This is a genomic window from Paracoccus spongiarum, assembly GCF_030732095.1.
Lineage (GTDB): Bacteria > Pseudomonadota > Alphaproteobacteria > Rhodobacterales > Rhodobacteraceae > Paracoccus > Paracoccus spongiarum.
Window position 1 is genome coordinate 44,066 of sequence record NZ_JAVAMQ010000003.1, and the last position, 14,147, is coordinate 58,212.

General features: G+C 66.2%; 13 protein-coding genes and 1 pseudogene. 9 read left to right on the plus strand and 5 right to left on the minus strand.

Annotated features, from left to right (window positions below; genetic code table 11):
- Nucleotides 1-140 precede the first annotated feature (140 nt).
- Together Q5Y72_RS03965 and Q5Y72_RS03970 are read right to left on the minus strand one after the other, a co-directional pair.
- Nucleotides 141-1,388, minus strand: coding sequence for a site-specific DNA-methyltransferase (locus Q5Y72_RS03965; protein ID WP_305962120.1), 1,248 nt, complete (start codon nucleotides 1,386-1,388; stop codon nucleotides 141-143).
- Between the two features lie 264 nt (nucleotides 1,389-1,652).
- On the minus strand, nucleotides 1,653-3,071 hold the full coding sequence (locus Q5Y72_RS03970; RefSeq protein WP_305962121.1) for a cation:proton antiporter: 1,419 nt from the start codon (nucleotides 3,069-3,071) through the stop codon (nucleotides 1,653-1,655).
- A gap of 613 nt (nucleotides 3,072-3,684) precedes the next feature.
- Between Q5Y72_RS03970 and Q5Y72_RS03975 the strand changes: the two genes are divergently transcribed.
- The 4 genes from Q5Y72_RS03975 to Q5Y72_RS03990 all read left to right on the plus strand — a co-directional run bounded on the left by Q5Y72_RS03975 (nucleotide 3,685) and on the right by Q5Y72_RS03990 (nucleotide 7,656).
- Entirely contained in the window at nucleotides 3,685-4,506 is an 822-nt protein-coding gene (locus tag Q5Y72_RS03975) for an arsenate reductase/protein-tyrosine-phosphatase family protein (RefSeq protein WP_305962122.1), read from the plus strand.
- A gap of 3 nt (nucleotides 4,507-4,509) precedes the next feature.
- A complete protein-coding gene (locus Q5Y72_RS03980; protein ID WP_305962123.1) occupies nucleotides 4,510-5,514 on the plus strand; it encodes an ArsJ-associated glyceraldehyde-3-phosphate dehydrogenase in 1,005 nt (334 codons plus the stop codon).
- Nucleotides 5,511-6,749 carry an organoarsenical effux MFS transporter ArsJ gene (gene arsJ / locus Q5Y72_RS03985; protein ID WP_305962124.1) on the plus strand — a complete coding sequence of 413 codons (1,239 nt, stop codon included), beginning with the start codon at nucleotides 5,511-5,513 and terminating at the stop codon, nucleotides 6,747-6,749. The genes Q5Y72_RS03980 and arsJ overlap by 4 nt, the downstream gene beginning before the upstream one ends.
- 343 nt (nucleotides 6,750-7,092) lie before the next feature.
- Nucleotides 7,093-7,656, plus strand: a complete 564-nt coding sequence (locus tag Q5Y72_RS03990; RefSeq protein WP_371930755.1) for a M23 family metallopeptidase — start codon at nucleotides 7,093-7,095, stop codon at nucleotides 7,654-7,656.
- A gap of 228 nt (nucleotides 7,657-7,884) precedes the next feature.
- Here the strand turns inward: Q5Y72_RS03990 and Q5Y72_RS03995 are convergent.
- The 3 genes and pseudogenes from Q5Y72_RS03995 to Q5Y72_RS04010 all read right to left on the minus strand — a co-directional run.
- Nucleotides 7,885-8,104: pseudogene (locus tag Q5Y72_RS03995) on the minus strand (cation diffusion facilitator family transporter); the annotation flags it as partial.
- 11 nt (nucleotides 8,105-8,115) lie between these two features.
- Complete coding sequence (locus tag Q5Y72_RS04000; protein ID WP_052042060.1) at nucleotides 8,116-8,736, minus strand: cation efflux transmembrane domain-containing protein; 621 nt, start codon at nucleotides 8,734-8,736, stop codon at nucleotides 8,116-8,118.
- 461 nt (nucleotides 8,737-9,197) lie between these two features.
- On the minus strand, nucleotides 9,198-9,635 hold the full coding sequence (locus Q5Y72_RS04010; RefSeq protein WP_036700253.1) for a MerR family transcriptional regulator: 438 nt from the start codon (nucleotides 9,633-9,635) through the stop codon (nucleotides 9,198-9,200).
- Between the two features lie 88 nt (nucleotides 9,636-9,723).
- Between Q5Y72_RS04010 and Q5Y72_RS04015 the strand changes: the two genes are divergently transcribed.
- The 5 genes from Q5Y72_RS04015 to Q5Y72_RS04035 are packed head-to-tail and all read left to right on the plus strand — an operon-like array spanning nucleotide 9,724 to nucleotide 14,141.
- Nucleotides 9,724-11,952 (plus strand): heavy metal translocating P-type ATPase, encoded by a 2,229-nt coding sequence (locus Q5Y72_RS04015; protein ID WP_305962125.1) that lies wholly within the window; start codon nucleotides 9,724-9,726, stop codon nucleotides 11,950-11,952.
- 3 nt (nucleotides 11,953-11,955) lie between these two features.
- Nucleotides 11,956-12,579: a methyltransferase family protein gene (locus tag Q5Y72_RS04020; RefSeq protein ID WP_036708051.1), complete on the plus strand. Its 624-nt coding sequence runs from the start codon at nucleotides 11,956-11,958 to the stop codon at nucleotides 12,577-12,579.
- Nucleotides 12,576-13,061, plus strand: a complete 486-nt coding sequence (lspA, locus tag Q5Y72_RS04025) for a signal peptidase II (RefSeq protein ID WP_036700251.1) — start codon at nucleotides 12,576-12,578, stop codon at nucleotides 13,059-13,061. The genes Q5Y72_RS04020 and lspA overlap by 4 nt, the downstream gene beginning before the upstream one ends.
- Nucleotides 13,048-13,485 carry a disulfide bond formation protein B gene (locus Q5Y72_RS04030; RefSeq protein WP_081962575.1) on the plus strand — a complete coding sequence of 146 codons (438 nt, stop codon included), beginning with the start codon at nucleotides 13,048-13,050 and terminating at the stop codon, nucleotides 13,483-13,485. The genes lspA and Q5Y72_RS04030 overlap by 14 nt, the downstream gene beginning before the upstream one ends.
- On the plus strand, nucleotides 13,482-14,141 hold the full coding sequence (locus Q5Y72_RS04035; RefSeq protein ID WP_036708053.1) for a DsbA family protein: 660 nt from the start codon (nucleotides 13,482-13,484) through the stop codon (nucleotides 14,139-14,141). The genes Q5Y72_RS04030 and Q5Y72_RS04035 overlap by 4 nt, the downstream gene beginning before the upstream one ends.
- Nucleotides 14,142-14,147 lie beyond the last annotated feature (6 nt).

The window sequence follows — 14,147 nt, forward strand, 5'->3', positions numbered from 1 at the left end:
CCGGCGATGACGCGGCAAGAGAGACCCGGTCGCCAATTTCGCGGGCGTGACAGATGTCCTCCCCCCGCCGGTCCGCTGGCACGGCCTGTCCGCTTTCGGACGCCCCCCCCCGGGGCGGGATCGGTGATCTGCCTGCGCCATCAGGCCACCTCCCTTGCGCGGTCGCAGGCCACGCTGGCAAAGTCGCGCCCGTCCCCGAGCACCGCCTGCAGGCCGGTGAAGGCCTGCCAGCGGATCAGGGCGACATCGACATAGGCGGGGTCCAGCTCCATCGCGAGGCAGGATCGCCCGGTGGTCTGCGCCGCGATCACGCTGGTGCCCGAGCCGCAGAACGGCTCGTAGATCGCCTGTCCGGGGCTCGAATTGTTCAGGATCGGCCGGCGCATGCAGTCGACCGGCTTCTGGGTGCCGTGCACGGTCGTTGCGTCCTGGTCGCGGCCGGGGATCTGCCACAGCGTCGTCTGCCTGCGATCGCCGGACCAGTGCCCGCTGCCACGCACCGCGTACCAGCAGGGTTCGTGCTGCCAGTGGTAATGGCCGCGTGACAGGACCAGCCGTTCCTTCGCCCAAATAATCTGGCTGCGGATGTCGAAGCCGCTGGCGGTCAGGCTGTCGGCGACGGTGCCGGCATGCAGCGCGCCATGCCAGACATAGGCCACCTCTCCGGGAAACAGCGCCCAGGCCGCGCGCCAGTCGGCCCGGTCGTCGTTCAGCACGCGGCCGGTGCGTTTCGTCTTGGCCGCACCCGCCGCGTTGCGCCAGGCCGGGTCGTAGTTCACGCCATAGGGCGGGTCGGTGACCATCAGATGCGGCTGGATCCCGTCCAGCAGGCGGGCGACGGCGGCGGCATCGGTGGCATCGCCGCAAGCCAGCCGGTGGGCGCCAAGAAACCACAGATCGCCCGGGCGCGAGACCGGGATGGCGGGCGGCGCGGGGACCTCTTCCTCGCGCGGATCGGACGCGCCGCCGTTCAGCAGGGCGTCGATCTCGGCCGTCTCGAAGCCGAGCGAGGCGATGTCGACGCCCAGCCCGGCCAGATCGCCGGCCTCCAGCGCCAGAAGGTCGTGGTCCCATCCGGCCCGCTCGGCCAGCTTGTTGTCGGCCAGGATGTAGGCGCGCTTCCGGGCGTCGTCCAGATGCGCAAGTTCGATCACCGGCACTTCGGAAAGGCCCAGCTTGCGCGCCGCCAGCACCCGTCCATGCCCCGCGATGATGCCGTTCGCGCCATCGACCAGCACCGGGTTGTTGAAGCCGAACTCGCGGATCGACCCGGCGATCAGCGCCACCTGCGCGTCGCTGTGGGTGCGGGCGTTCCGCGCATGGGGGACCAGGGCGTCGACCGAGGTCTGCCTGATCTCCATCGCCTGCTGCTTCGCTCGCGTGCCCATGACCCCGCCCCTGTCTTATTCCGACCAGATCGCATCCATCGGATCGAGTATATCCGAACAGCAAAATTATTATAAGACAGACAGTTAATGACAATCACCGACAGAAGGCGACGTGCTGTCGGGGGGTCCGCAAATGCTAATGCGTGCCACGTCCGGATTAGCGCAGCGGATACGTGTCATGCCGTCCTGAAATCGCGCAGGGAATACGGAGGCGACCGGCCGCTGATCATTCCTGTCCTTTGCTACAAACGATGATCTCTGTGATCACCGATCGTCGTCGACCTTCCGCATGGCCCAAGGCACGGTAAACCCATGGACTACGGTGGAGAGCAGGATGACGAGCGCGACGATTGCCCAGAGCAGGTCCTCATTCAGGAAATCGACATGCGATTGGGCGTAGCTGAGGTAATAGATCGAGCCGATTCCGCGCACGCCGTAGAGGGCTGTCACGCCACGCTCAGACGCAGTCATGTCGCTGCCCAGAAGCGCGATCAGTCCAGAGAGTGGTCGGACGAGCATAAGGAACAGAATCGCGAGAGCAATCTCGCCGAGGCTCAGTGCCTGGAACACGGCCGGCAGTGTGGTGCCGAGGGCGACCAGCAGCAGTGCGGTCAGGGCCTCCTCAAGCGCCGCCGAGAAGTCGTGAAGCCTGCCGTGATAACGGTGCCCCTCCTCGATGCGCCGCAATCGCATCCCGAGGACCGCAACGGCGATAAAGCCGTAGCCTTCGGCCAGTTCGGTCGTGCCATAGCACAGCATGATTCCGGCCAGCGCAATCACCCCGCTGCCGGTATCGGCCAGCAGCGCCCCACGCGGGACCGAGAAGAGCACATGGCCAAGCAGACGCGCACCCACCCAGCCCATTAACACTCCGACACCGATCCGGTATCCGAGATCCACGGTGAGCCAGTCGGCGAGCCACGCGCCGGGATCCGGTCCCTGCAGGGCGACGGCGATGGCAAGATAGACGAACGGGAAAGCGAGCCCATCGTTAAGTCCGGCTTCGGTGGTGAGCGTGAACCGGACAGCGTTCTCGCGCCCTTCGTGAGGCGGTCCGACCTGCACATCGGCGGCCAGAACCGGATCGGTGGGTGCCAAGACCGCGCCCAGCAACAGGGCGCCGGCGAAGGTGAGCCCCGACAGAAGCGTCCCCAGCAACGCAGTCATGGCGATTGTCAGCGGCATCGCGATGGCGAGAAGTCGGATCGTGGGCCACCACTTCTGCAGGGGACCGAGGCGGTCGATCCGCATGCCAGCCCCGAACAATGCGATGATGACGGCAAGTTCGCTCACAATCTCCCAGATCCGCGGCGTCAATCTCGGATCCACCGGGTTCGTGAATGTCGGCAGCGCGAAGGACGCCATTGCGCCCAGAAGGATCATCAGCGGAGCGGCAGTCGGCTCCTCGCGAGACAGAAGCCGGGGCAGCCAAAACGCCAGGATAACGATCGCGCCGGCGCCAGCCATAAGCTGGTGATAGGTCGCGAAGGTGAAAAAGCCGTCGCTAGTCACCTCGCGGGACTCGACGACCGGGTCGGGTCTCGGAGCGATCGAGCCGAGTGGCGCTGCGGCCCAGATGTGAACGGCGTCAGGAGCTTCATGATCACGAAAGGCCTTCGGCTCCGCTTTAGTTCCGAAAGTGACGCGGGAGGCAGCAGACCGCGGAACCTCAAGGTCGATCAAGGGTCGCGCCTCGCGCGCGTGTCTCTGTAACTTCTGGAACCAGGACCCTGTCGGTTGGTGAGCCCTTGAGTGACGGCATAGGACGACCAGCCCCGGCGATTGCCGAAGCCGGTCCCCGCTGCCGTCAGCTGTCCGTGTCGGCCGGAGCCGCCCCGTCGCTCAGGCCCCCGAGATCGCGCAGGCCCTGCGTCTCGAGGTCGGCCGCTACGTTCGACACCGGGCCTGGTGCCGGGGGACGCGCTTCGGCCTTTCGGACTGCGCATGGCATCTGTCCCCGCCCCGTGGTCTGCCATCCCGGCCCTCGGCGCCACGGTCATGAAACCCTCCGCCGAACCGGATCACGCCCGCAAAGATCGCGTGACCGTGATGTCTTCAATCATAAACGGGCGTGTAAGTTATTGATAGAAAGTCATTTCATGACAATCGACGACAAATGACGACAGCAGCTCCCTCGGTGCGGCGAAGCTGCCAATCGGGATCCGAATCAGATCGCCCGTCCGGCGACGACAGGAACGGTCCCTGACGCAAGGCAGGGCGAGGGGCCGGGGCCAGGCCACCTGACCGTCATCGAAACTTCACTGGACTTTTTCGTTGCTTCCGATATTCCGGAATAATGGAAGCAAATAATGCCGCCAGAGCCTTCACCTGTCTCGGCCATCCGGGCCGCCTTGCCGTCTTCCGGCTGCTGATGCGCTTCGCCCCGCGCGGGGTGCGGCCGACCGAGATCGCCGAGGCGCTGGCGCTGAAGCCGAACACCCTCTCGCATCACCTATCGGACCTGACCGGCTGCGGGCTGGCCCGGGTCATGCGCGAGGGACGCTCGCTCCTCTACTCGGTCGATCTGGACCGGACCGAGGCGCTCATCACCTATCTGGCGCTAGATCTGGGACGGGCGCGGCCCGACCTTCTGGCGCCGCTCACCCCGGAGAGACCCATGTCGGAAAGTTTCAACGTCCTCTTCATCTGCTCGGGCAACTCTGCCCGCTCGATCTTCGCCGAGGCCGCGCTTCGCGACTTGGGCGGCGCACGCTTCAACGCCTATTCGGCCGGCACCCGGCCCGGCACGCAGTTGAACCCCTTCGCGCTGGAAGTGCTGGAGCGGAACGGCCACGACACCGCACCCCTGCGCTCGAAGCACCTGTCCGAGTTCCAGGCCGAGGACGCCCCGCGCATGGATTTCGTCTTCACTGTCTGCGACACGGCGGCGGCCGAGGAATGCCCGCCCTGGCCGGGCCAGCCGATCACTGGCCATTGGGGCCTGCCCGACCCAGTCAAGGCCCAAGGAACCGATGCCGAGAAGGCGCTGGTCTTCGCTCAGACCTATGGTGCGCTCTGCCGCCGGATCGAGGCCTTCGTGGCGCTGCCCATGGCCAGTCTCGACCGCATCTCGCTGCAGAACCGCGTCGATGCGATCGACGCCGAAGCGAAGGACTGACCCATGACCCGCATCGCAGTGAACGGCCTGGGCCGCATCGGCAAGCTGGCGCTGCGGCGCCTGATCGACGAAGGCATGGGCGCGCAAATCGTCCTGCTGAACGACGTCGAGGGGGATGCCGACCAGCACGCCCTGCTGATGGAGTTCGACAGCGTCCATGGCCGCTGGCCAGTTCCGGTGGCCGCCGATGGCGATGCGCTAGTGCTGGACGGCCACCGCATCCCGCTGAGCCGCGAGAATACCATCGAGGCGCTGCCGCTGGAGGGAGTCGGTCTGGTCATCGACGCGACGGGCGCCTTCAAGACCGAAGCGAAGATCGCGCCCTATTTCGCCGCCGGCGTGCAGAAGGTCGTCGTCAGCGCCCCGGTCAAGGACGGGGACGCGCTGAACCTCGTGTACGGGATCAACCACGATCTCTATGACGGCAGCCAGCGCATCGTGACGGCGGCGTCCTGCACGACCAATTGCCTCGCGCCGGTTGTGAAGGTCATCCATGAAGCCTTGGGCATCCGCCACGGCTCCATCACCACGATCCATGACGTCACGAACACACAGACCATCGTGGACCGACCGGCCAAGGACATGCGCCGGGCGCGCTCGGCGCTGGCAAACCTGATCCCGACGACCACCGGCAGCGCCACCGCCATCACGCTGATCTATCCCGACCTGGCGGGCCGGCTGAACGGCCATGCCGTGCGCGTGCCGCTGCTCAACGCCTCGCTGACGGACTGCGTCTTCGAGGTCGAACACGAGACTACCGTCGAGGAGGTGAACAGTCTCCTGAAGGCCGCTGCCGAGGGTCCGCTGAAGGGTATCCTCGGCTACGAGACTCGGCCTCTAGTCTCGACTGATTACATCAACGACCCGCACAGCGGGATCGTGGATGCGGGCTCGACCATGGTTGTCAACGGCACGCAGGTGAAGATCTACGCCTGGTATGACAACGAATGGGGCTATGCCTGCCGGATGGTGGACATCGCTCGGATGGTCGCGGAGCGCATGGCATGAACGGGCTGCGCGCCTATGCGGCGGTGACGGCGTCCTATTGGGCCTTCATGCTGTCGGACGGCGCGTTGCGGATGCTCGTTTTGCTGCACTTCAACGGCCTTGGTTTCTCACCTGTGCAGCTCGCCTACCTGTTCCTACTCTACGAGATTGCGGGGATCGTGACGAACCTCGCTGCCGGCTGGCTGGCCGCGCGTTTCGGACTGGCCGCGACGCTTTACGCCGGGCTCGGCATCCAGATCGCGGCGCTGGCCGCGCTGGCGCAGCTGGACCCCGGCTGGAGCGTCGGCGCCTCGGTGATCTTTGTGATGGCGGTGCAGGGGGCCTCGGGCGTGGCCAAGGATCTTGCGAAGATGTCGTCGAAATCGGCGGTCAAGGTGCTGGCGCCTCCGGATGGCGGGCTCTTCCGATGGGTCGCGGCGCTGACCGGCTCCAAGAATGCCGTGAAGGGGCTGGGCTTCTTCCTCGGCGCGGCCCTGCTGGCGCTGGCGGGTTTCCAGGCGGCGACCTGGGGCATGGCGGCGGTGCTGGCGGTGATCCTGCTGGCCGTGGCGCTGTTCCTACCGCCGGGGCTGCCGGGGCGGATGAAGGGTTCGGACCGCTGGTCCGGCTGGCGCTCGGGCGACCCGCGCGTGAACCGGCTGTCCCTCGCGCGAATGTTTCTCTTCGGCACACGCGACGTGTGGTTTGTCGTCGGCATCCCGATTTACTTCCAGGCGGTCCTGTCGGACGGCACCGCCGAGGGCCGACGCGAGGCCTTCTTTCTCGTCGGCGGCTTCATGGCGGCCTGGATCATCCTCTACGGCGCGGTGCAGGCCGCTGCCCCGCGCCTTCTGGGCGGCGCCAACCGACCCGAGGCTTTGGTGACGCGCGACGCGATCCGTTGGGCTGGGCTACTGGTGCCGATCCCCTTCGCACTGGCGCTTGCGGTGATGGTCGCGGGCGATCCGGCGCCTTGGCTTACCGCCCTGCTGGTCCTCGGGCTTCTGGCCTTCGGCTATGTCTTCGCGATCAACTCCTCGGTCCATTCCTACCTGATCCTGGCCTTCGGACAGGCCGAGCGGATCACGCGCGATGTTGGCTTCTACTACATGGCCAATGCGGCGGGGCGGCTGATGGGCACGCTGCTGTCGGGGATCAGCTATCAGCTGGGCGGGCTGGCGCTGTGCCTTGCGACCGCGGGCGCTATGGCGGCGGCCAGCTGGTGGGCCGTGCAACGGGTGGAGCCGCCTGCGTAACGCCGAACAATCTGGCGCTCCCTCCAGCATCTCGGCAACCCCAGGTCGAAATAACTGCAGCTGCAGCGAAGGTCTGCTTGGTCCCGCACAGCGATCCTACCGAATCTTGAAATGCTGCGACAATCGGGAATGTCTGCTCTGGTGAGGCTGCGCCGCAGCGCTACGGATGCTGACCGGCGGCTCTGGCGCGGCTGCTCACGCCCGCTCGGCATCGCTGGCAGGTCGGCTGACAGTTGTTGATCGGTTCTTGTCGGGTGTCCGCCAGCGGAGCGCGGGGGCGGAGGCATCGTGTTGCGCGGTTGCGCGGGTACGCGCGGGGTGCCTGCGGATCCTTTAGCAAGCCATGACGCGCCCGCCGGCATTGTCCGTCGCGATTGACAGCGCCGGACGATTTGCAACAGGTCCCCTTGCGGTCTCCACGAGGGGAATAGCCTCGCTGGATGACGAGACCGTGCGCGCGAACCGCATTCTCGAGCGGCTCGACGAGCTCAGCCACTATCGCTTGGCCCTTGAATCGCTGCCGCTCGCCATGCCGGTCCAGGACGCCTTCCGGTACACCTCGCCCTTTGGCCGGCGCTGGGGGCAAATGCACAAAGGGGTCGACATGGCAGGGCCTGTCGGCACCCCCGTCTACGCCACGGCCGACGGGGTCGTCACCTTCGCCGGCTGGCAGAACGGCTACGGGCGGATCATCATCGTTCGCCACCCCTTCGGTCTGGAGACCCGCTACCCGCACCTCAACGCCATCCGCGTCGAGGTGGGCCAGGAAGTTGCGCGCGGCGAGCGGGTCGGCGACATGGGTAACTCGGGCCGCTCCACGGGATCCCACCTCCACTACGAGGTGCGCGTGAACGGTGAAGCGGTCGATCCGATGGGCTACATTCGCGCCGGCCGGGACCTCCTCTGAGCGCGCCCGCGCGCGCCGGTAGCCGGGCTCTTGCTACGTCAGTGAGGCGAAGGGGCGTCGAACTGCACGTAGAGGTGCTCGACGATCTCGAACTGAAGGTCATGGAACTTGCTTGGGCCCGGTTCGCGGCATGACGCGGGAACTGCACTGCCTGCAGTACGGCGAGCCCGAAATCCAGTACGAGATTGTCCGCCGCCCGAGGAAGACACTGGAGATCGCTGGTGAGCCTGCTGCGACAACGTCGATCCGATCATGACCGAAGGTCATGCGCTCGTCCGCCGGCCGCCGTGCGATCTTGCGCGCGCGAAGGCGCTGAGGGCGAGGCTGCCCGAGAGGATTCGGCAGACAATCTGGGCGCCGGTCAAGCGCGTTGGCCCAGATAAGCAATGGTGACCCGCCGGTCGCGGGACGCGGGGCTGATATGGGCGTGGCCGTGATCGTGAGGCATCGTCTTCTCTCTCAGGTCTCGGCGTCACCTTGATGGACCGCCTTGTGGTGCTCGCCATGCGCGTCGCGCAGGATTCCGATGCCGCCCCAAGCGGCGACGCCGGCGACGGCGATACCGACCACCAGATCGGGCCAATTGCTGCCCAGCCACCAGACGAGACCGCCTGCGACGAGAATTCCGCCGTTTGAAATGAAGTCGTTGATACTGAAGGTGTTGGCCGCTCTGACATTCACGTCCGGATCCTCGAGTCGACCAAGAAGCCGGATGCAGACGCCATTCACGACCGCGGCAATGAGCGCCATGGAAATCATGAGCGGGCCGAGCGGCTCGGAACCGGTGTAGTAGCGACGAACAGCATCGATCAGGATGCCAACCGCCAGAATCAGCAGCAGGCCCCCCGACAAGTTCGCGGCCCAACGCTTCCATTTGTCCGAACGAGACAGCGCGAAAAGGCTGATGGCGTAGACGAAGCTGTCGGAGGTGTTGTCCAGACCGTTGGCGATCAGCGCACTGGAGTCGCCCAGTGCGCCGGTCGCGAAGAAGCCGAACGCAATGGCAACATTCAGCAGCAGAACCGTCCAGAGCGTACGGCGCTGACGTTCATCCGGATCCTTTGACAGTTTTCTGGACATCAGGTTCGCCTCCGTTCGTACTGGCCGGCGGATCAAGGCGGCTCCATCCACCCTGCAGGCGCAAACCACTCGATCCTCGCCGGAAAAGGGTAGCCCTTTGCCCAAGAATCGGTCGAGAGACAGTTTTGGTTCCTCTGGTCCCCAGAAGTTCGAGGGCGGCGCGTGGATTTATGCCCAGCGCTGCGCGGGCCGGGCGGGTTCACGGCAGCGCCCGCAAGGCAGACGCGGCCGCCTGTCACGTCCGGGCGATCGGGTCGCTCGGCCAGCCACGTCCAGAGGATCGACGCCACGATGCAGACGCTTCGGAGTCGATCTGCGCCAGGAACCGGCCGAAGGCGATCAGGCTCGCCACGCCCGGCCCGAGCGAAGCCGCGGAGGCGCCGAGGCGCCACAATGGCGAAACAGCCCGCGATCTCGCGCCAAAGCCGCGGCGGCATAGATCGTCAAGGTCGGCAGCGCCGTCATTCAGCCGCCGCCGTCGGCACGTCGTGGTCATGTGCGCAGTGGGAATGGTCGCTCAGCGACTCGATTACGCGGCAGTCGGCGATGGTCCCTTGTGCGCATTGCCGGATCATCCGCTCCAGCTCGGCTTCCAGCGCCGTCAGCTGCGCGATCCGGGCCTTCACCGCAGCGAGTTGCTCCTTCGCGATGATGTCGGCGGCTGCGCAGGATTGGTCGGGCTGGTCGGAGAGGCTCAGAAGGTCGCGGATGGCGTCCAGCGGAAACCCGAGTTCGCGCGCGTGGCGAATGAAAGCCAGCCGATCCTGTGCGGACTTTCCGTATAGACGCTGGTTGCCGGCGCTGCGCTCCGGCTCGGGCAGGAGGCCGATCTGCTCGTAGTAGCGGATGGTCGGCACCTTCACCCCGGCCGCCTCACCCAGTTTTCCGATGGTGAGCATCAGATTCCCTCTTGAAGCTACAATAGCTAGAGACATTAAGTTCCCGATTCGATGAAGGCAACTGCCCGATCGGGGCGAAGGAAAGACGATGACGGGAACCGACGTGGAAACAGCGACGGCCTGCGACTGGACCGTTTCGGGCATGGATTGCGGCTCCTGCGCGACCAAGATCAAGGATGCGGTCGGGCGCCTCCCCGGCGTCAGCGGCGTGGAGGTCGGCATCATGTCCGAGCGTCTGCGCCTGACCCTGGACGAGGCGCAGACCGGCCGCGACAAGGTTGAAAAGACGGTCCGGGCCCTTGGATACGGCATCGCACCACGCGCCGCGGCGGCCAAGAACGAGTTTGTGATGCCCGGCGGCCCGAAGGCCGGCACGGCCGCGACACGAGACGAAAGCGGCCACGGCAGCCCCAGCCATGTCCATGACGACCCGGCAGACCGCGGCAAGCGCTGGTATCAGACGGGCAAGGGCAAGCTCGTCATCTTTACCGCTCTCCTACTGGCGGTGGCCTGGGGCATAGAGTTGCTGGCGCCTCAGTTCGGCAAGTGGGCCTTTGTCGCCGCCTGCCTGATCGGCGTGGCACCGGTGGCGCAACGCGCCTTTGCCGCCCTGCGGCTGGGCCAACCGTTCACCATCGAAAGCCTGATGACCGTGGCTGCCATCGGCGCCCTTTTCATCGACGCGGCCGAGGAGGCGGCACTGGTCGTGTTCCTGTTCGCGGTCGGCGAGGTTCTGGAAGGTGTCGCGGCGGGCAAGGCCCGGGACGGCATTCGGGCTCTGGCCAATCTGGTGCCGAAGACCGCATTTCTTGAACTGAATGGCGTCACGAAAGAGGTTCCGGCCGCCAGCCTGCGGGTCGGGCAGTTCGTGCTCGTCCGCCCCGGCGACCGCGTCCCGGCGGATGGCGAGATCGCCAAGGGCACATCCGGCATCGACGAAAGCCCGGTCACCGGCGAGAGCATGCCGAAAACGCGGGGGCCGGGCGATCCGGTCTTTGCCGGGTCGATCAACACCGAGGCCGTGCTGCGCGTAATGGTCACGAAGGCGGCCGAGGACAACACCATCGCCCGCATCATCCGTCTGGTCGAAGAAGCCGAGGAGGCCCGCGCGCCGACCGAACGCTTCATCGACCGCTTCAGCCGCTGGTACATGCCCGCCATCGTCACCGTGGCGGCGCTGGTCGTGCTGGTGCCGCCGCTGGCCTTCGCTCAGCCTTGGGATACCTGGATTTATCGTGGCCTTGCGCTTCTGCTGATCGGCTGCCCCTGCGCGCTGGTCATCTCGGTTCCGGCCTCAATCGCCTCGGCGCTATCCACCGGCGCGCGGCGCGGCTTGCTGATGAAGGGTGGCGCGGTGATCGAGGCGGCCTCGAAGGTCAGCCGCATCGCCTTCGACAAGACCGGCACCCTGACCCACGGGCGGCCGATGGTTACCGATATCGTGACCTTCGGCGCCACCACCGAGGCCGAGCTTCTGGCCGTGGCGGCGGGCGTCGAGACCGGATCCAGCCATCCGCTGGCCATCGCCATCCTGAACAAGGCCACGGAAGCGGGCGTTGCAGCCCTGCCGTCGCGCGATGCCAGGGCGCTGATGGGCAAGGGCGTGATCGCGACAGTCGGGGACGCAGCGGCCTGGGTGACCTCCCCCCGCCATGCGATGGAGAACGGCGGCCTCGACGATCCTGGCCTGCGCCAGGCCACCGTCTTCGAAGAAGAGGGCAAGACCGCCGTTGCGGTGTTCCGTGAAAAGACCCCGCTCGGCCTGATCGCCATGCGCGACGAACCCCGCAAGGACGCGGCCGAGGCGGTCCGGCAGCTCAAGGACATGGGTGTCACCCCGGTCATCCTGACCGGAGACAATCCGCGCACGGCCGCTGCCATTGCCGGGGGCCTCGGCATGGAGTTCCAGGCCGACATGATGCCCGAGGACAAGCTCACGGCGATCCGCGACATGAGCGAGCACGGTGGCGTGCTGATGATCGGCGACGGGATCAACGACGCCCCCGCGCTGAAACAGGCGGATGTCGGCGTGGCTATGGGGTCAGGAACCGACGTGGCCTTGGAAACCGCCGATGCGGCGATCCTTCGCGACCGGGTGATCGATATCCCGGCGATGATCCGGCTCGCCCGTGCGGCAATGGCCAACGTCCGGCAGAACGTGGCGATCGCGCTCGGCCTCAAGGCGGTGTTTCTGGTGACGACCATCCTCGGGATCACCGGGCTCTGGATTGCCATCCTCGCCGATACCGGCGCAACGGTGCTGGTCACGCTCAATGCGCTGCGGCTTCTCGCTTTCAAGCCCGAACGCGAGGCATGACGCATGATCTCCGGCTTTGGCTGGGCCGTCCTGGTCCTGATCTTCGGCTATCTGGCGCTGTTCCTCTGGGGCATCGCCATCGCGGCAGATGCATCTGGCCGCTCTGTCTGGCTTTTCGGGCGGGCGTCCGGACGCGACCGCTGGGCGGCCTTCGGCTTTCGTGCGGCCTTCGTCGTCGCCTTGTTCGGGCCACTCTTCTGGCTGGCCTGGCCGATCCTGCACAAGGCCGACCCGCTCTGGACCGAGGGAGAGGTGGCTGCGCTTGGTGCGGTTGGCGTGTTCCTCGCCGGGGTCGGCGCGATGGTGGCTTTTGCCGCGCAGATGTCGATGGGCACATCGTGGCGCGTCGGGGTCGCAAGCGATGCCACGGGCGATCTCGTCTCGGGCGGGCTTTACCGGTTCAGCCGCAATCCGACCTTCCTCGGGCAGTTCGCGCTGCTTGCGGGCGTCGGCTTCGCAATCCCTTCACTCCCGACGATCCTTGCGCCGCTGCTCTTCCTCGGATCGGCCTCCTTGCAGATCCGGTCCGAGGAAGCTGTCCTGCGCCAGTCCCTTGGCGCGGAGTATGAGCGCTACGCGGCTTCAGTCCCGCGCTGGATCGGCTTGCGCCGCAGGAGCGTCAAATGAGCACCCGGCTGATCGTTGCCCTGATCGGTATCACCACGCTGGCCGATCAACTGACGAAGGCGGCGGCGCTGGCGCTGCTCTCTCGCGACGAGACGGTTCCCGTTCTTCCCGGCTTCAGCCTGACGCTCGGCTTCAACGAGGGATCGAGCTTCGGCATGCTGTCGGACGTAATGGCGGGCAAGCCACTGCTGATGGCGGCCCTGACAGGATTTCTGACCCTGATCTTCGCCGTCATGGCAGTCCGGGCGCCGCGCCCGTTCGAGCGGGCCGGTCTTGCGCTGGTCGTTGGCGGTGCGCTTGGCAACATCATCGACCGGCTGCGGCAGGGCGCCGTGACCGACTTCCTCGACCTCTATTGGCGCGACTGGCATTGGCCCACGTTCAACGTCGCGGATATTGCCATCACGCTTGGCGCGGTGTGCATCCTCGCAGCCTCTCTTCCCGCACGCCGTCGCAAGGAGCCTGTTCTTGACCAACACTGACGTACAGAGCCTGTCCCACGACGACTTGCACCTTACGGCCGCATTCCTGATCGCGCTGGCGGCAACACTTGGCGCGCTCTTCATCGGCGAGGTGCTGGGACAGACGCCCTGCACGCTCTGCTGGTATCAGCGCATCGCCATGTTCCCGCTGGTGCCGATCCTTGGCCTGTCGCTGTGGCGAAGCGACGGCATGGCCCGCCCATACGCCCTGCCGCTGGCGCTGGCGGGTCTGGCGTTGGCCGCCTGGCATTCCGGGCTTTACATGGGGCTAATCCCGCAGGACATCGCACCCTGCACCAAGGATGGCCCGTCCTGCTCTGGTCCGGCGCAGATCATTCTGGGCCTGCCTATTCCCTACCTGTCGCTGGCAGCCTTTGCCGCGATCCTTGCCTGTCTCATCTTGCCCAAAGGAAACCGCATATGAACCGCCGCACTCTCTTGATCGGGGCTCCGGCTCTTGGGCTTGTCGCATTCGGCGGCGGTGCGTCCATCCTGAACCGCCAGCGTCAGGCCGAGGCCGAAGCGCTCGCTGCCGCCACCCCCGCGGTGGATCCATCCCTTCTGATCCGCGCCCATTCCCCCAGCTTCGGCCCCGAGGATGCTCCGGTTACCTTGGTCGAGTTCTTCGACCCCTCCTGCGAAGCCTGCCGAGCCTATCATCCGGTGGTGCAGGAAATCCGGCGGCAGTTCCCGAAGCAGGTCCGGGTCGTGCTGCGCTACACGGTGTTCCACGAAGGCTCGGACGAAGCGGTGCGCATCCTCGAAACCGCGCGGATGCAGGACAAGCTCGAACCGGTGCTTGATGCGCTGCTGGAGCGGCAACCCCAGTGGGCAGTGCATGGCATGCCGAGACTGGACGTGGCCTGGCAGGTCGCGGGAGCTGCTGGCCTCGACCTCGAGCGGGCCGAAAGCGACAGGCTGTTTCCGGGGATCACCGGCATCCTCAATCAGGACATGGCCGATGTTGAAGCCCTCGGCGTCGGCCAGACGCCGACGTTCTTTCTGAACGGCACGCGACTGGAAAACTTCAGCGCGGAAAGCCTTGTCGCCGCTGTGCGATCTGCCGTGGAGAATGCCTGAACGGAA